General features: G+C 64.4%; 17 protein-coding genes and 1 pseudogene. 11 read left to right on the forward strand and 7 right to left on the reverse strand.

The window, feature by feature from the left end:
* A pseudogene (locus tag I6F38_RS31880) lies at nt 1-450 on the reverse strand (hypothetical protein); the annotation flags it as partial.
* A 477-nt stretch (nt 451-927) separates the two neighbouring features.
* Between I6F38_RS31880 and I6F38_RS31885 the strand changes: the two are divergent.
* Nucleotides 928-1,671 carry a thermonuclease family protein gene (locus I6F38_RS31885; RefSeq protein ID WP_225163201.1) on the forward strand — a complete coding sequence of 248 codons (744 nt, stop codon included), beginning with the start codon at nt 928-930 and terminating at the stop codon, nt 1,669-1,671.
* Between the two features lie 72 nt (nt 1,672-1,743).
* Nucleotides 1,744-3,237, forward strand: a complete 1,494-nt coding sequence (locus I6F38_RS31890) for a M48 family metalloprotease (protein WP_225163202.1) — start codon at nt 1,744-1,746, stop codon at nt 3,235-3,237.
* A gap of 114 nt (nt 3,238-3,351) precedes the next feature.
* Here the strand turns inward: I6F38_RS31890 and I6F38_RS31895 are convergent, their stop codons facing one another.
* Nucleotides 3,352-3,753 (reverse strand): c-type cytochrome, encoded by a 402-nt coding sequence (locus I6F38_RS31895; protein WP_225163203.1) that lies wholly within the window; start codon nt 3,751-3,753, stop codon nt 3,352-3,354.
* A gap of 191 nt (nt 3,754-3,944) precedes the next feature.
* Here I6F38_RS31895 and I6F38_RS31900 point away from each other — a divergent pair, with 191 nt between their 5' ends.
* Entirely contained in the window at nt 3,945-4,754 is an 810-nt protein-coding gene (locus I6F38_RS31900; protein WP_225163204.1) for a transporter, read from the forward strand.
* 137 nt (nt 4,755-4,891) lie between these two features.
* Here the strand turns inward: I6F38_RS31900 and I6F38_RS31905 are convergent, their stop codons facing one another.
* Nucleotides 4,892-6,181, reverse strand: coding sequence for an MFS transporter (locus tag I6F38_RS31905; RefSeq protein ID WP_225163205.1), 1,290 nt, complete (start codon nt 6,179-6,181; stop codon nt 4,892-4,894).
* 232 nt (nt 6,182-6,413) lie between these two features.
* Here I6F38_RS31905 and cyoA point away from each other — a divergent pair, with 232 nt between their 5' ends.
* The 8 genes from cyoA (at nt 6,414) to I6F38_RS31945 (ending at nt 13,909) form a co-directional block, all read left to right on the forward strand.
* On the forward strand, nt 6,414-7,580 hold the full coding sequence (cyoA, locus tag I6F38_RS31910; protein WP_225163206.1) for a ubiquinol oxidase subunit II: 1,167 nt from the start codon (nt 6,414-6,416) through the stop codon (nt 7,578-7,580).
* Nucleotides 7,581-7,590: 10 nt separating this feature from the next.
* A complete protein-coding gene (cyoB, locus tag I6F38_RS31915) occupies nt 7,591-9,594 on the forward strand; it encodes a cytochrome o ubiquinol oxidase subunit I (RefSeq protein WP_225163207.1) in 2,004 nt (667 codons plus the stop codon).
* The gene (cyoC, locus tag I6F38_RS31920; RefSeq protein ID WP_225163208.1) at nt 9,591-10,223 is read left to right on the forward strand and encodes a cytochrome o ubiquinol oxidase subunit III; all 633 of its coding nucleotides are present in this window, start codon (nt 9,591-9,593) and stop codon (nt 10,221-10,223) included. The genes cyoB and cyoC overlap by 4 nt, the downstream gene beginning before the upstream one ends.
* On the forward strand, nt 10,220-10,621 hold the full coding sequence (cyoD, locus tag I6F38_RS31925; RefSeq protein ID WP_225163209.1) for a cytochrome o ubiquinol oxidase subunit IV: 402 nt from the start codon (nt 10,220-10,222) through the stop codon (nt 10,619-10,621). Before cyoC ends, cyoD begins: the two co-directional genes overlap by 4 nt.
* Nucleotides 10,622-10,623: 2 nt before the next feature.
* Nucleotides 10,624-11,454, forward strand: coding sequence for an SURF1 family protein (locus tag I6F38_RS31930; protein ID WP_225163237.1), 831 nt, complete (start codon nt 10,624-10,626; stop codon nt 11,452-11,454).
* Nucleotides 11,426-12,811, forward strand: coding sequence for an ATP-binding protein (locus tag I6F38_RS31935; protein WP_225163210.1), 1,386 nt, complete (start codon nt 11,426-11,428; stop codon nt 12,809-12,811). Before I6F38_RS31930 ends, I6F38_RS31935 begins: the two co-directional genes overlap by 29 nt.
* Nucleotides 12,801-13,337, forward strand: a complete 537-nt coding sequence (locus I6F38_RS31940; protein WP_057015515.1) for a response regulator transcription factor — start codon at nt 12,801-12,803, stop codon at nt 13,335-13,337. Before I6F38_RS31935 ends, I6F38_RS31940 begins: the two co-directional genes overlap by 11 nt.
* A gap of 209 nt (nt 13,338-13,546) precedes the next feature.
* A complete protein-coding gene (locus I6F38_RS31945; protein WP_225163211.1) occupies nt 13,547-13,909 on the forward strand; it encodes a hypothetical protein in 363 nt (120 codons plus the stop codon).
* Between the two features lie 335 nt (nt 13,910-14,244).
* On the opposite strand, the gene I6F38_RS31950 is transcribed toward I6F38_RS31945, so the two are convergent.
* The 4 genes from I6F38_RS31950 to I6F38_RS31965 form a co-directional block, all read right to left on the reverse strand.
* The gene (locus tag I6F38_RS31950) at nt 14,245-14,799 is read right to left on the reverse strand and encodes a hypothetical protein (RefSeq protein ID WP_225163212.1); all 555 of its coding nucleotides are present in this window, start codon (nt 14,797-14,799) and stop codon (nt 14,245-14,247) included.
* Nucleotides 14,800-15,091: 292 nt separating this feature from the next.
* Nucleotides 15,092-15,898, reverse strand: coding sequence for a CarD family transcriptional regulator (locus I6F38_RS31955; RefSeq protein ID WP_080686805.1), 807 nt, complete (start codon nt 15,896-15,898; stop codon nt 15,092-15,094).
* A gap of 410 nt (nt 15,899-16,308) precedes the next feature.
* Nucleotides 16,309-16,647 carry a ferredoxin FdxA gene (gene fdxA / locus I6F38_RS31960; protein WP_016844914.1) on the reverse strand — a complete coding sequence of 113 codons (339 nt, stop codon included), beginning with the start codon at nt 16,645-16,647 and terminating at the stop codon, nt 16,309-16,311.
* A gap of 136 nt (nt 16,648-16,783) precedes the next feature.
* Complete coding sequence (locus I6F38_RS31965) at nt 16,784-17,068, reverse strand: RNA-binding S4 domain-containing protein (RefSeq protein ID WP_225163213.1); 285 nt, start codon at nt 17,066-17,068, stop codon at nt 16,784-16,786.
* Between the last annotated feature and the right edge of the window lie 21 nt (nt 17,069-17,089).

A 17,089-nucleotide genomic window follows, 5' to 3' on the forward strand; every position in this document is an offset into this window, starting at 1 on the left:
GTTCAGCGTGACGTTGGCGTTCTGTCCGACGAACAGGCCGCCGCCGAGACCCGCGCCGCCGCCGCCACCGCCGACCCCGCCATTGCCGCCGCTCGCAACCGCGTTGACGATTGTGAGGTTCTTGAACGTCACCGTGCCTGAGGTGACGACGAAGCCTTGGTAGCCGCGCGCGTCGATGACGTCGCTATAGTCCTGTCCGCCGAGCTGATTGTTGTAGTCGGAGTTGCCGTCGAAGGTCAGCGTTGAGCCGTTCATCAGATTGATGGCCGGCAGATCGTCCAGCAATTGCAGCGTGCGCGCGCCGGACGAGAGCGAGAAGTTGATGACGTAATCGGTGTTGGCCGCAGCCAGACCACCGCCGACGCTGATCGCCGAGATCGCGTTGTAGAGCTGGAGATAATCGTGGAGCGGATCGCTGGTCGTCAGCGTCAGAACAACGGGATTCGACACAAGGACCTCGGCAATATGCGTGAGCGACCGCAATCGGTCGCCTTTCAAAAAATTGCCGAATAGTTACCTTGCGCCGCAAGTCATTGGCAACAATAACGAATTCTCATTCCGCGCACGGAGTTGCGATCATGAATGGGTAAGGTTGACGCGTGTGAGGGCCGCTCGACGCACGATCGGACGGCAATTTTCGTCACGACAAGGGGTGCTGAAGACGAGTTCGTCTCGCGACAGGCACGCATTGGTGTGAAACACCAATTTCGCCTGTGCACGCGATGAGAAGCGCCGCAGAAAAATTGACCACCGAATCAACGATGGCATCCCTCAATGCGATTTCGCTTCGCTGTGGTAGTTCTGAAGCGATCTTTCCGTCAGACTGTCCTTGTTGGCGACCACGATCCGAGCGGAGCGCGCCGAAGTGACGAGTGCCGCATGACACCTCCACGCGATAGAGCATGGCGTCGCCGTCCGCGGGGGGTGATGACAGCATGCGTCCTCGCGATCGGCGCGTGCATCGGACGCGCCGAAGCGGCTGGCTGCAATTTCGAGACTCAGGGCGAGGGTCGCGTCGCCGCCATCGTCGATGCGCGCAGCCTGCGGCTCGACGACGGCCGTGAGGTCAAGCTCGCCGGTATCGAGGTGGCCGACAAGGCGAAGACCATCGCTGCACTGACGGCGCTGCTGGTCGGCCGCGAGGTGACGCTGCGCGGACAGGACGACACGCCGGACCGCTATGGCCGGCAGCCGGCCTACGCATTCCTCGAAGGCAGTGAGAAGCCCGTGCAAAGCGAGTTGCTGCGCCAGGGCCTCGCTGTGGCGTCATCCGAGGTCGCCGACAAGGACTGTGCGGCGGCGCTGATGGCGGCCGAGGCCGAGGCCAGGGCCGCCCGATCGGGAACCTGGGCCGAGGCCACCGTCATAAAAAACGCCGAAAGTTCCGCCGATATTTTGACCGGGATCGGGCGTTTTACAGTGGTCGAGGGCAGGGTTTTGTCCGTGCGTCAGGCGGGCGCGACGACCTACCTGAATTTCGGTCGAAACTGGACTCAGGACTTTGCTGCGACTATTTCAAGGCGCATAGTCCCTGCGTTCGAGGCGGCCGGGCTTGCGCCCAAGTCTCTGGAAAATCGTAAGATTCGTGTACGAGGCTGGGTGGAAGCACGACGTGGGCCGCGAATCGAACTGCTCCGAGTGGGGCAGCTTGAAGTGCTCGGCGGGAACTAGAGGCCCAAGGGACTCAAGAAACCCAGGGGCCCTGCCCCGGTCTTTTTACGGGACAATTTGTGAGTTTTTGACGTGATTGAGCGCGCAGGACGGCGTGAAGAGGGGACTGGCCGCCGCCTTTTGGCTGCGCCGGCGCTCGTCTGCGCCGCCCTGACGCTGTCGGCCTGCGGCAATGTCGGCCGGTTCGAGCAGGCCGCGCCCACGGCAGCGGCGGCGCCGGTAAAGCCGAACCGCGCGGTGCAGCAGACGCCCACGAGCGAACGCGAGCATGAGCGCATCCTGTCGTCCTATGGCGGCGCCTATGACGACCCGAAGCTCGAGGCCCTGATCAGCAAGACCGTCGAGCGGCTGGTCGCCGCCTCCGAACGGCCCGACCAGGCCTACAAGGTCACCATCCTCAATTCCGGCGCGGTCAACGCCTTCGCGCTGCCGACCGGCCAGCTCTATGTCACGCGCGGCCTGATTGCGCTCGCCAGCGACACCTCCGAGCTGTCCTCGGTGCTGAGCCACGAGATGGCGCATGTGCTGGCCAAGCACGCGGCGATGCGCGAGGACCAGGCCCGCCAGGCGGCGGTGGTGACGCGCGTCGTCACCGACATGAGCACCGATCCCGATCTCACCGCGCTGGCGCTCGCCAAGACCAAGCTGACGATGGCGAGCTTCTCGCGCCAGCAGGAGTTCGAGGCCGATGGCATCGGCGTCGGGATCGCCGCGCGCGCGCATTTCGATCCCTACGGCGCGGCGCGCTTCCTGACCGCGATGGAACGCAATGCCGCGCTCAAGATCGGCAAGACCGCGCTCGATCCGCGCGCGCAGGACTTCACCTCGTCGCATCCGGCGACGCCCGAGCGCATCAACAACGCGCAGACCACCGCACGGCAGTACTCATCGCCCGAGAGCAACGAGCGCGACCGCGAGACCTATCTCGCCGCGATCGACAACATCGTCTATGGCGAGGATCCCAGTGAAGGCTTCGTGCGCGGCCGCCGCTTCCTGCATCCCAAGCTCGGCTTCACCTTCACCGCGCCCGATAATTTCACGCTCGACAACACCGCGCAGGCGGTGATCGGCGTGCGCGAGGGCGGCAGCCAGGCGATGCGCTTCGACGTGGTGCGGGTGCCGGCCGAACAGTCGCTCGGCGATTACCTGAATTCGGGCTGGATGGAAGGCGTCGAGAAGTCATCGACCGAGGACCTCAACATCAACGGCTTTCCGGCGGCGTCGGCCACCGCGCATGGCGACCAGTGGCAGTTCAAGGTCTACGCGCTGCGCTTCGGCAGCGACGTCTACCGCTTCATCTTCGCCGCCAAGCAGAAGTCCACCGAGAGCGAGCGCAACGCGCGCGAGACCGTCAATTCGTTCCGCCGCCTGACGCTCGACGAGATCCAGGCCGCGCGCCCGCTGCGCATCAAGGTCATCAACGTGCAGCCCGGCGACACCGTGGAATCGCTGTCGCACCGCATGTCCGGCGTCGACCACCCGTCCGAGCGCTTCCGCGTGCTCAACGGCCTCGACGCCCATGCCCAGGTGAAGCCGCGCGACCGCGTCAAGATCGTGGTGGATTGAGGCAGCAAGAAAACGTGACCCATAGCCCGGATGAAGCGAAGCGCAATCCGGGACGTGTATCAGTGGAAGGAAAGTCCCGGATTACGCTGCGCTCCATCCGGGCTACTAGGAATACTACTTCGCCTTCTCCTTGAGGAAGGCAATGATGTCGGCCCGATCCTTCGGATCCTGAACCTCGTAGAACATTTTGGTGCCCGGAACCATCGTGTCCGGGCCGGTGAGCCATTTGTCGAGATTTTGCTCGGTCCACACGATCTTCGAGTTCTTCAGCGCCGGCGAGTAGTCGTAGCCTGCGACGGAGCCGGCGAGGCGGCCGACGACACCCTTGTGCATCGGGCCGACGTCGTTCTTGTCGATCGAGTGGCAATCGCCGCAGCCCTGGTACAGCGTGGCGCCGCGCGCCGCATCTCCCGCGGCACGGGCGCTGTTCAGGGTGAGCAGAATCGCGATGGCCGCCATCGCGGCAATTTTGGCTTGCCGCGGCGCCAGCACGCCTGCGATCGAACGAATGGTCATTCCCGGGGTCTCCTGTTTGCCACCACAACAGGAGCAGCCATGCTGCCATTCTATTCCCTGAAATGCCGCGCGCTCGCGCCGCCGACGACTGACGAAGATTTTTGAGCCAACCGGGAATTTCCCCGCGCGCCGCCGATCTCTATCGAAAGCTGCCACCTCCGCAGCGGCGCCGGGCTATTGGAGCATCCCCAGTGTTTCAGAATCGGTTCGGCGCCGTCGCTCGACTTGCCGAACTCGGGTGCGTGCTTGCTGCGCTCACACTCGCAGCAGCCACCGCCGCGCGCGCGGACGGCTGTCCCAAGCCGGGCGACGAAATCGCGACCGACCGGCCCGACGTCACCAATTCGAGTATCGTCGTGCCGGTCGGGAGCTTGCAGAACGAGAACGGCATCAACCTGACCGGCCGCAGCAGTGGCCGCAGCATCGACGGCAGCAATAGCCGCTGGCGGCTCGGGATTGCGCCCTGCCTCGAAGTGCTGGTCGACCTGCCGAGCTATGTCGGCACTGTGAAGTCGCCCGGCGCCTCGGGCTTTTCCGACGTCGCGCCGGGGATCAAATGGCAGATCAGCCCGGTGCCGGGAAAGATCGACCTGTCGATCACCGCCGGTGTCGCGCTGCCGACCGGCGCGGCCGAAATCGCCGGGCGCGGCGCGCAGCCCTACATCCAGCTGCCATGGTCATGGGAGCTGCATGACGGCTGGGGCCTCAGCGGTATGTTCACGGAATTCTTCCGCCCGGCCGAGCTGACCGGCCAGCACGTGTCGGAAACGACCTTCGTGATCGAGAAGAAATTGACCGAGCGGATCAGCGTGTTCACCGAATATGTCGGCGACTATCCCGATGGTGCGCGGCCGACCCAACTCATCAACTCCGGCGGCCTGTACCAGATCACGCCGACCCAGCAGGTCGATTTCCACGTCGCGTTCGGGCTCAACCGCAACTCACCGAACTACATCGTCGGCGTGGGCTATTCGTTTCGCGTCGACGGATTGTTCCGCTAGCCCACCTCCCCTTGAAAAGGGGAGGTCGCTTTGCTCGCCAGAGCAAAGCGGGTGGGGATCTGCTCTCTCCGCTTGCAGCGGAGCCTGTGGCTGACCCCCATCCCAACCTTCCCCCTTTCAGGGGGAAGGAGAAGAGCTCAACCCTCCGCTTCGCGCAATCCGCTCAGCCACAGCGCCAGCAGCGTCCACACCGCGCCCGACAACAGGTAGGCGCCGGCCGAGATCAGGCCGAAATGCGTCGCCAGCAGCAGCGCCGCGAGCGGCGCGAAGCCGGCGCCGAACAGCCAGGCGAGATCCGAGGTCAGCGCCGAGGCCGTGTAGCGATAGCTGCGCGCGAAGCTCGAGGCGATCGCGCCTGACGACTGGCCGAACGACAGGCCGAGCAGTACGAAGCCGAGCACCATGTACACCGTTTCGCCGAACGCCCCGGCATCGAGCAGCTGCGGGGCAAAGCCGCTATACACCGCGATCGCGACCGCCGAGCCCAGCAGCAGCGGCTTGCGCCCGACGCGGTCGGCGATCATGCCGGAGGCGATGATCGCGACCACGCCGACCATGGCGCCGATCATCTCGATGATCAGGAAGCGCACCGGGCTTTCCTTGGTGAACAGGAACACCCAGGACAGCGGAAACACCGTGACCATGTGGAACAGCGCAAAGCTCGCCAGCGGCGCGAAGGCGCCGAGCAGGATGTTGCGGCCCTCCTGCGCGATGGTCTCGCCGACCCGCGCCGGCTCCAGATCGCGGCTTTCGAACAGCTCGGAATATTCATCCGTCGCCACCATGCGCAGCCGCGCGAACAGCGCCACCACGTTGATCGCGAAGGCGACGAAGAACGGATAGCGCCAGCCCCAGTCGAAGAAATCATCCGCCGAGAGGTTGCCGGCGAAGAAGGCGAACAGCGCGCTGGCCACGATCAGCCCGAGCGGCGCGCCGAGCTGCGGCACCATCGCGTACCAGCCGCGGCGATGCGCCGGCGAATTCATCGCCAGCAGCGAGGCAAGGCCGTCCCAGGCGCCGCCCCAGGCGATACCCTGCAGCACGCGCGCGGCGGCCAACAGCCAGATCGCCGCGACGCCGATCGTGTCGTAGCCGGGCAGGAAGGCGAGCGCGACCGTGGCGGTGCCGAGCAGGAACAGCGCGATGACGAGCTTGGCGCCCTTGCCGTGGCGGCGGTCGACCGCCATGAAGATGACGGTGCCGAGTGGCCGCGCGGCGAAGGCCAGCGCGAAGATGCCGAACGAATAGAGCGTGCCGGTCAGCTCATTGACGAACGGGAACACCAGCTTCGGGAACACGATGACCGAGGCGATCGCATAGACGAAGAAATCGAAGAATTCCGACGTGCGTCCGATGATGACGCCGATGGCGATTTCGCCGGGTTTCGCCTGCCCGTGACCCGATGCGGTCGGGGTGCCGTGAGCCATTGCTGGGGCTTGTGCCATCGCCGGAGAACCGTCCTTTGGAGCACGATCAAACGGTTTTCCGAACAGACCGTGCTCAAACGAGAAGTGAGGCCACGGGCAGATTGCCACGCGGTCCACCTCACCTTCTGACCTTCCATCCCGCAGTGCAACATTGGACAAATTGTCCAATGTGAACTTTGCTGCATCGCAGCTACCCCTTGGCGGAACTCATAAAATTCAAGTGGGGTGAGCCGTGCGCGCCTTGAAATTATTGGCCTTATTGCCGTTCGCGGCGCTCCTTGGCGGGTGCGATTTCGTCGTCCTGGCCCCTGCCGGCGACATCGCCGCCCAGCAGCGCGACCTCGTCGTCATCTCGACCGTGCTGATGCTCATCATCGTGCTTCCGGTGATGGCGCTGACCGTGTTCTTCGCCTGGCGCTACCGCCAGTCCAACACCGCGGCCCCCTACGAGCCGGAGTGGGATCACTCCACCCAGCTCGAGCTCGTGATCTGGTCGGCGCCGCTGCTGATCATCATTTGCCTCGGCGCGCTGACCTGGATGGGCACCCATCTGCTCGATCCCTACCGCTCGCTCGGCCGCATCGCCGCCGACAAGCCGATCGAGAGCAAGGACGCCCCGCTCAATATCGAGGTGGTCGCGCTCGACTGGAAGTGGCTGTTCATCTACCCGGACTACGGCGTCGCCGCCGTCAACGAGCTCGCAGCTCCGGTCGACCGCCCGATCCGCTTCCGCATCACGGCGTCCTCCGTGATGAACTCGTTCTACATCCCCGCGCTTGCCGGCCAGATCTACGCCATGCCCGGCATGGAGACCAAGCTGCACGCGGTCGCCAACAAGGAAGGCACCTATCGCGGCTTCTCGGCCAATTACAGCGGCGCCGGCTTCTCCGGCATGCACTTCGACTTCAAGAGCCTGTCTGGCGCCGACTTCGACAAGTGGATCGCCACCGCCAAGACCAGCGCCAATATGCTCGGCCGCACCGACTATCTGCAGCTCGAGCGTCCGAGCCAGAACGATCCGGTGCGGCTCTACCGCTCGGTCGACCGCGATCTCTACAAGGCGGTCCTCAACATGTGCGTCGAGCCCGGCAAGATGTGCATGAGCGAGATGATGGCGATCGACGCCAAGGGCGGCCTCGGCCGCGAAGGCTTCAACAACACACTGCCGCTGACCTACGACAAATACGCCCGCCGCGGTGCGCCGCTCGGCTCTGAGCCGACCTTCGTCGCCGGCATCTGTTCGATGGACGAGATCAAGGACGCGCCGTCGCACGAGATTACCGCGCCGCTCGACCTGACGCCGCTGCGCGGCTTCGGGCTGAAGCGCCCGCCGTTCTCGCCCGCGCATCCCTCGTCGACATCCTTGCTGCTCGGTCAGCGTCCGAAATCAGAGTCCTGAGGAGGACCGCATGAATCCCGATCTCGTCAAGATGATCTTCGGCCGCCTCAATCTGGAGGCGCTGCCGATCCACGAGCCGATCCTGGTCGGCACCTTCGCGGTGGTGGCGACCGGCGGCCTCGCGCTGTTTGCGATCGTCACCTATTTCCGGCTCTGGACCTATCTGTGGCGCGAGTGGTTCACCACCGTGGACCACAAGCGCATCGGCATCATGTACATGATCCTCGGCATCGTGATGCTGCTGCGCGGCTTCGCGGACGCGCTGATGATGCGGCTGCAGCAGGCGATCGCCTTTGGCGGCTCCGACGGTTACCTCCCGGCCCATCATTACGACCAGATCTTCACCGCGCACGGCGTGATCATGATCTTCTTCGTGGCGATGCCGCTGGTCACCGGCCTGATGAACTACGTGGTGCCGCTGCAGATCGGCGCCCGCGACGTCTCCTTCCCGTTCCTCAACAATTTCAGCTTCTGGATGACGGTCGGCGGCGCCGTGCTGGTGATGATGTCGCTGTTCGTCGGCGAATTCGCCCGCACCGGCTGGCTCGCCTACCCGCCGCTGTCGAACATCGGCTACAGTCCCGATGTCGGCGTCGACTATTACATATGGGGACTACAGGTCGCCGGCGTCGGCACGACGCTGTCGGGCATCAACCTGATCTGCACCATCGTCAAGCTGCGCGCGCCGGGCATGACGATGATGAAGATGCCGGTGTTCACCTGGACCTCGCTCTGCACCAACGTCCTGATCGTCGCCTCCTTCCCGGTGCTGACGGCGGTGCTGGCGCTGCTGTCGCTCGATCGTTACGTCGGCACCAACTTCTTCACGAACGACTTCGGCGGCAACCCGATGATGTACGTGAACCTGATCTGGATCTGGGGCCACCCCGAGGTCTACATCCTGGTGCTGCCGGCGTTCGGCATCTTCTCCGAGGTGACCGCGACGTTTTCCGGCAAGCGGCTGTTCGGCTACACCTCGATGGTCTACGCCACCGTCGTCATCACCATCCTGTCCTACCTGGTCTGGCTGCACCACTTCTTCACGATGGGCTCCGGCGCCAGCGTGAACTCGTTCTTCGGCATCACCACCATGATCATCTCGATCCCGACGGGCGCGAAGATGTTCAACTGGCTGTTCACGATGTATCGCGGCCGCATCCGCTTCGAGCTGCCGATGATGTGGACGGTGGCATTCATGCTGACCTTCGTGATCGGCGGCATGACCGGCGTGCTGCTCGCGGTGCCGCCGGCCGACTTCGTGCTGCATAACAGCCTGTTCCTGATCGCGCATTTCCACAACGTGATCATCGGCGGCGTGCTGTTCGGCCTGTTCGCCGGCATCAACTACTGGTTCCCGAAGGCGTTCGGCTTCAGGCTCGATCCGTTCTGGGGCAAGCTGTCGTTCTGGTTCTGGGTCTCGGGCTTCTACTTCGCCTTCATGCCGCTCTACGTGCTTGGCCTGATGGGCGTGACCCGAAGGCTCCGCGTGTTCGACGATCCGTCCCTGCAGATCTGGTTCATCATCGCGGGCTTCGGCGCGTTCCTGATCCTGCTCGGCATCGTCGCGATGCTGGTGCAGTTCGCGGTCAGCATTCTGCGCCGCGAGCAGCTGAAGGACACCACCGGCGATCCCTGGAACGCGCGGACGCTGGAATGGGCGACCTCGTCGCCGCCGCCGGACTACAACTTCGCCTTCACGCCCGTGGTCTACGACAACGACGCCTGGTGGGACATGAAGCGCCGCGGCTACAGGCGCCCGCTGACCGGCTTCAAGCCGATCCACATGCCGTCCAACACCGGCACCGGCATCATCCTCGCCGGACTTGCGACGGTGATGGGGTTCGGCCTGATCTGGTACATCTGGTGGCTCGCCGCCGTCAGCTTCGTTGCGCTGCTCGCGGTCGCGATTGGCCACACCTTCAACTATCACCGCGACTTCCACATCCCGACGGATGAGGTGGTGCGGACTGAAGACGCGCGAACACGCGTGCTCGCCGCGGGAGCCCAGACATGAGCGTAGCAACAACCGTCTCCACCCAGGACTCCGAGCCGATCTTTCACGTTGTGGACGAGCACGATCATCCGGAAGGCGCCAGCACCATGCTGGGCTTCTGGATCTACCTGATGAGCGATTGCCTCATCTTCGCGATGCTGTTTGCGACCTATGGCGTGCTCGGCGGCAACTATGCCGCCGGCCCATCGCCGAAGGACCTGTTCGACCTCAAGCTGGTCGCGCTCAACACCACGATGCTGCTGCTCTCCTCGATCACCTATGGCTTCGCCATGCTGACGATGGAGAAATCGAGGATCGGCGCGACGCAAGCCTGGCTCGCCATCACCGGGCTGTTCGGCCTCGCCTTCCTCGGCATCGAGCTCACCGAGTTCGCGCATATGATCCACGAGGGCGCGACGCCCCAGCGCAGCGCCTTCCTGTCGTCATTCTTCACCCTGGTCGGCACCCACGGCCTGCACGTCACTTTCGGCCTGGTCTGGCTGGTGACGCTGATGGTGCAGACCGCGCGCTTCGGCCTCACCGAAGCCAACCGGCGCCGGCTGATGTGCCTCTCGATGTTCTGGCACTTCCTCGACGTGGTCTGGATCGGCGTCTTCACCTTCGTCTATCTCCTGGGAATGCTGCGATGACAACAAACGCTCCCGCCAAAGCTCATACGCTCGAAGCCAATGCCAGCCACGGACATGGCGATCACGGCGGCGCGGCTCACGGCTCGCTGCAGAGCTATCTGATCGGCTTCGGTCTCTCCGTCGTCCTCACCGCGGTGCCGTTCTGGCTGGTGATGACCGGCGCGATCGCCGACAAGCAGGTCACCGCGCTGATCGTGCTGGTGCTCGCCGCGGTGCAGATCGTCGTTCACATGGTGTACTTCCTGCACATGAACACGCGGTCCGAGAACGGCTGGACAATGATGGCGATGATCTTCACCGTGGTCATGGTGGTGATCGCGCTGACCGGCTCGCTGTGGGTCATGCATCACCTCAACGTCAATATGATGCCGCTGCACGACATGAGCCAGATGCCGTGACGATGCGGTCTGCCAGGCCCCCGCTTGTGCTGCTCACGCTCGGCATGCTGGGCGTGATGCTGCTGAGCGCGCTCGGTATCTGGCAGATCGAACGCCGGGCCTGGAAGCTGGCGCTGATCGAGCGGGTCGAGCAGCGCATGCATGCCGCGCTGGTCGCGCCGCCGCCCCCATCGTCATGGCCGGCGGTCACGGCCGCGAGCGATGAATACCGACGCGTCACCGTACGCGGCACGTTCCTCAACGCCGATGAGACGCTGGTGCAGGCCGTCACGGCCGAAGGTCCCGGCTTCTGGGTACTGACCCCGCTGCAAGCCGCCGACGGAACCACCGTGCTGGTCAACCGCGGCTTTGTTCCCGCTGATAAACGCGATCCCGCGACACGGCGCGATGGCGAGCCGCAGGGCGCCGTCAGCGTCACCGGACTGCTGCGGATGTCGGAGCCGAAGGGCGGCTTCCTGCGCAGCAACGATGCTTCGGCCGGCCGCTGGTATTCCCGCGACGTCGCCGCCATCGCCGCCGCGCACGGACTGTCGCATGTAGCCCCCTTCTTCATCGACGCCGATGCGACGCCAAATCCGGGCGGCTACCCAATCGGCGGGCTCACGATCGTGCGGTTTCCGAACAACCACCTGATTTACGCGCTGACATGGTTCACACTGGCCCTTATGCTGGCGGGCGCGCTCCTGCGCGTCATCAGCGGCAGGAGCCGCGCCGGCGCCTCCGATCCAAGGTGGGGCTCACGGCGCGCCGCCGTGCGCCGCTTGATCGGCGCAGCCCGCAATCTGTCTCGCGACACAGGCCCAGATGCTCGAGCGCACATCGGATCTGCATGACGACAAGGCCGCGACCGGCGCGGCGGTGACGCCGTCCGCCGCGGGCGCGGCCGCCGGCATGCCGTTCGACCTCGCAGCGCCCGCCGACATCGCGACCAATCGCAAGAACATGGCCCTCCTGGTCCAGCTGCGCTGGATCGCCGTGATTGGCCAGATCGCCACCATCGGCTTCGTGCAGTTCTGGATGGGCGTCGCGCTGCCGCTGCTGCCCTTGGCGGCCGTGATCTCCGGGCTGGTGGCACTCAATGTCGTCAGCCTGCTGTGGCTGCGCTACCGCGCCGACATCAACAATCGCGAGCTGCTGGTCGCGCTGGCGCTCGACGTGGCGGCGCTGACCGCCCTGCTCTATCTCAGCGGCGGCGCCACCAACCCGTTCACCTCGCTCTATCTGCTGCAGGTGACGCTTGGCGCGGTGCTGCTCGACGCGCCCTCGACCTGGTCGCTGGTGGCGCTGGTCTGCATGAACTTCGCCTGGCTGACCAGCTATTACCGGCCGCTGGAGCTGCCGCAGCAAGGCTTCGCCGATGCCTTCAACCTCTATATCGCCGGCACCTTCATCGGCCTCGTGCTCGACGCCGTGCTGCTCGTGGTGTTCATGACCCGGATCAACCGCAATCTGCGCGATCGCGACCTGCGTCTCGCGGCGCTGCGCCAGCACGCCGCCGAGCAGGATCACATCGTCCGGATCGGCCTCCTGGCCTCCGGCGCCGCGCATGAGCTGGGCACGCCGCTCGCCTCGCTCTCGGTCATCCTCGGCGACTGGCGCCGGATGCCCGCGCTCACCTCCGATCCTGAAATGTCGCAAGACCTCGGCGAGATGGAGATCTCGGTGCAGCGCTGCAAGTCGATCGTCACAGGCATCCTGCTCTCGGCGGGCGAAGCCCGCGGCGAAGGCTCCTCGCCGACCACGGTCACGGCGTTCCTGACGGCATTGGTGGAGGAATGGCGGACGACGCGGCCCTCGGCCACGCTGTATTTCCGCAACGCCTTCGGCGCTGATCTCGCGATCGTATCCGACATCGCGCTCAAGCAGGCGATCTTCAACGTGCTCGACAACGCCGCCGAGGTGTCGCGCGACTGGATCGAGCTGACCGCCGAGCGCAATGCCGACACGCTGGTGCTGTCGGTGACCGATCGCGGCCCGGGCTTCTCGCGCGAGATGCTGGCGCATATCGGCAAGCCGTATCAATCGACCAAGGGCAGCCCCGGCAGCGGCCTCGGCCTGTTCCTGGTGGTCAACGTGGTGCGCAAGCTGGGCGGCGTGGTGACGGCGCGCAACCGGCCGGACATCGGCGCCGCGGTCAGGCTCGAGCTGCCGCTCTCGACGCTCGCGATCGGAGACCATCTTGACGGATGAACGCCAGCTCCTGATCGTCGAGGACGATGCGGGTTTCGCCCGCACATTGAAGCGCTCGTTCGAGCGCCGCGGCTATGATGTGGCGGTGTCGGCCTCGCTCGACGAGGTCCGCCAGCTGCTCGAGCAGCAATCGCCCGGCTATGCGGTCGTCGACCTGAAGCTCGCCGGCGGTGCATCGGGCCTTGCCTGCGTCGAGGCGTTGCACACGCATGATCCTGAGATGCTGATCGTCGTGCTGACCGGCTTTGCCAGCATCGCAACCGCGGTCGAGGCGATCAAGCTCGGCGCCTGCCACTATCTGGCCAAGCCGTCGAACACCGATGACATCGAGGCCGCGTTCCTCAAAGCGCAAGGCAATGCCGCCATCGAGGTCGGTGCGCGGCCGACGTCGATCAAGACGCTGGAATGGGAGCGCATCCACCAGACCCTGATGGAGACCGATTTCAACATCTCCGAAGCCGCCCGCCGACTCGGCATGCACCGCCGGACATTGGCGCGCAAGCTCGAGAAGCAGCGGGTGAAGTAGCACAGGCTAGCGTAGCCCGGATGGAGCTGCGTAGCCCGGATGGAGCGAACCGCAATCCGGGATCGAACCATCCGCGGTCAAGCTGCGCTTCATCCATGCTACGGATCCGCCACGCCGTTGCCGTTCGCTTCGCCGCGGATGTATAGCAGCGGCCGAGCAGTGCCGACAACCTCTTCCAGCCCAGCACGGATGACGCCGACGACGCGGCCATGATCGCGGCGGCGATCCGCTGCATCGACGATTTCACCGACCGCTTCAACGCTCGCGATCTCGCCGGCATGGACGCGCTGCTGCACTTCCCGCACGTCATCCTGTCCGGCGAGCAGCTCGTGATCTGGGATGGCCCGGGCCAGCTGCCGCCGTCGTTCTTCAACGATCTGGCGCGCACCACGGGATGGACGAAGAGCACCTATCAGCGCAAGGAGCCGGTGCTGGTCGGGCCGCGCAAGGTGCATCTGCTGGTCGAATACAGCCGCGACCGCGCCGACGGATCGATTGCCAGCCGTCACCGCAATCTATGGATCGTGACCTCCGAGAACCGCCGCTGGGGCATCAAGCAGCGCTCGTATTGAGCACGCGGCGCGGCAGCATCAACGGCGTAGCCGACGGGCTACCGCCGAGCCAGGAAGACCCCCAGCAAGAATGCAACGGCAAGCGATTGAAGCGGAGCCGCCCTGGTCGCTTCACTCAAGTGATGCAGCCACCGATCTTGCTGCGGCAAAGGTTCGAATACGCCGCGCTCAGCCATCTGACGGATCGCCTCTGACGCCTGCTCTATGCGTTGTTCAGAACTGGCAGTTGAAGCAATGGAATTTTCGTTAGCCATCAGACGAACGGGCCTTCTGTATCAGCACTAACGTCCCTCGATTGCGGACTGTTCCTCGGCTCCTTCACTAAAGCGATGCGCTCAGTCATTCCTGAAGAAATTCGCGAACGGACGCGGCGGGGAGTCATCGTCTTCAGACGCCATGATCGGCACTTCGTGGCGTCGCGCCTGCTCCAAGAGCACCGGAGCTTCGCGGCGTTGCTCGCCTTGTTCGATGCGCCGCTGTTGACGCCTCGCCTGCTCGGTCGCGACGCGCTTCGCCTTGCGTTCGGCGTAGCGCTTACGCCGCTCCTTTTCTGCAATGTCAGATTTTCTCGTGTCCGCCACGTCCGCCTGCTTCTCGACAGGCGCTTGTACGTCCTTGACCGGCTCCAGTGGCGGCTGCGGCGGTGAGGCTGCGTCTGGCGTGGCGGGCTCTCGTTGGGTGGCAGGCTGCGGTGGCTGCGCGGCTTCTGCCGTGGATGGCAGGATAACGCGCGCTGGTTCCGCAGGCGCTGGCGAAGAGACGCGCGCGGGGGCGCCGGCAGAATCCTTAAGCGCCGAATTCGCCATGAACAGTCCACCACCGAACCCAGCGCCTAGGATAATAAAAGTTGTTCCAACGCCTGCGAAAAAAATGCCTGCCTTTGATGTCATGGTCCGCTCTCCTCATTGGCGAGCGAACGCGCGAAAGTTACCGGCGTTCCGTTTCGGGATAAGTCGGCAACGAGTGCCGCTGGTCCAAGAGTCCAGCGGCGCGGACAGTTTGGAATATCGATCTGCCCGGGCGAAGATCGCGGTCGAGGGGCTGCAACTTGCGGAGAGCCTGCACCCTCACCCGGATTGCATTTGCCATGCAATCCGACCTCTCCCACAAGGGACGGACACGCCGCCAAAGCAAAAAGCCCGGTCTTGCGACCGGGCTTTTGTTTTCAATCCGTCGAACCCTTCAGGCGGCTTCGTCCTCGACGGCGGTATCGTCGCCATCGGTATCGGCATCCTCGCCGTCGGCATCGCCCTCGCCTTCACCCTCGGCTTCTGCCTTGGCGCCGCGGCGCGGGCTCTTGGCGAGCTGGCCTTCGATCTCCTTGATCGCCTCGGTCTCGGTCGAGTGCTGCACGACCGCGATCTCGCGCGACAGACGGTCGAGCGCCGCTTCATAGAGCTGGCGTTCGCTATAGGACTGCTCGGGCTGCGATTCCGAACGATAGAGGTCGCGGACCACCTCGGCGATCGCGACGATGTCGCCCGAGTTGATCTTCGCTTCGTATTCCTGGGCGCGGCGCGACCACATGGTGCGCTTGACGCGGGCGCGGCCCTTCAGCGTCTCCAGCGCCTTCTTGACCAGCGCCGGCTCCGACAGCTTGCGCATGCCGACATTGGCGACCTTCGCCGTCGGGACGCGCAGCGTCATCTTGTCCTTCATGAAATTGATCACGAACAGCTCGAGCTTGGCGCCCGCGATCTCCTGCTCCTCGATCGCCAGGATCTGGCCGACGCCGTGAGCGGGATAGACCACGAATTCATTGGCCTTGAAGCCCTGGCGCTGGGTCACGACCTTCTTCGGCTCCTCGACGCGCGGCGCGGCGGCCGGCTTGGCGGCGGCCTTCGGAGCAGCGGCGGGGACGGCAGCCTTCGGGGCGGCCGGCTTCGGCGCAGCAGCCGTCTTGGTCGCGGCAGGCTTGGGGGCGACCTTGGCAGCAGCGGGCTTCGCAGCTGCCGCTTTCGCGGCAGTCTTGGCAGTCTTTTCTGGCATCACGCTTCTTTTGTTCTTTGAGGACTTTGCAGCCGCCGCCTTCTTGGCCCCCTTCACGGACGCCTTGGCACGGCCCTTGGTTGCGCTGCGAGCAACGACAGCGGCTTTTTTCGTCGTCTTTGAAGCACTCTTTTTACGCGTTTTCTGTGACACAGCCTGCGCGCGGAAACTGCCACGCCCCTGTTCGAGTTTGCGGGAACCTCGAAGCCACAAGGTACGCATGGCAGGGGGTTCTTGGCCTGTAATGTGTCAGATATAGCACATTTTCCGCAAAAATCAATGGTTTACGCCCGATTCCGGGCATAACAGGGGCCGTTCAGGTCATATGTCCGTCATTAGGGTTAAATCGGCGGCAGAACGGAGGGCCGCGGCGGACCAGAGTCCGACCTTACCACGGTATTCCCGGCGAATCAGTCGCCGCTGCCGGGATTCGGAGAAAAATATTTCTCGAACTTGCCTTCCTTGCCTTCCCACTCCTTGGCGTCTTCCGGCGAGTCCTTCTTCTGGGTGATGTTGGGCCAGCTCTTGGCGTAGTCGCGGTTGACCTCGAGCCACTTTTCCAGGCCCGGCTCGGTGTCCGGCTTGATGGCGTCCGCCGGGCATTCCGGCTCGCACACGCCGCAATCGATGCATTCGTCGGGATGGATGACCAGCATGTTCTCGCCCTCGTAGAAGCAATCGACGGGGCAGACCTCGACGCAGTCGGTATATTTGCACTTGATGCAGGCTTCAGTGACGACGTAGGTCATCCAAAACTCCGGAACGATCGATTTTTCTGGGGTTGCGTAGCGCAGGAATACCGGGGCCGCAAGGGAAGCGGCCCTCGAAAAACGCCAGTATTCTCACGCTCCTGCCACCCAAATTGAGATAGCAAGCGCTAGATAACTACTCCTTACCGGCCTGCAAATTGCCGGCCTGCAAATCCTCGTACAGCACCCGCGCCGAGCTGGCATCGCCGCGCCGCTCGGCAAAGCCGATCACCTTGAGCACGCAGACGCTGTTGTCGAGCGCGACGGTGACGACATCACCCGCCTTCACCGCATGGCCCGGCGATTTCTCGCGCGTGCCGTTGATCCGGACATGCCCCGATACGACGAGTTCAGCGGCGCTGGTGCGGGCCTTCACCAGGCGCGCATGCCACAGCCATTTGTCGAGGCGCTGTCGATCCAAACTAGACCAAGCGTTAAACCA

This window comes from Bradyrhizobium sp. BRP56 (assembly GCF_020194035.1).
GTDB lineage: Bacteria > Pseudomonadota > Alphaproteobacteria > Rhizobiales > Xanthobacteraceae > Bradyrhizobium > Bradyrhizobium australafricanum.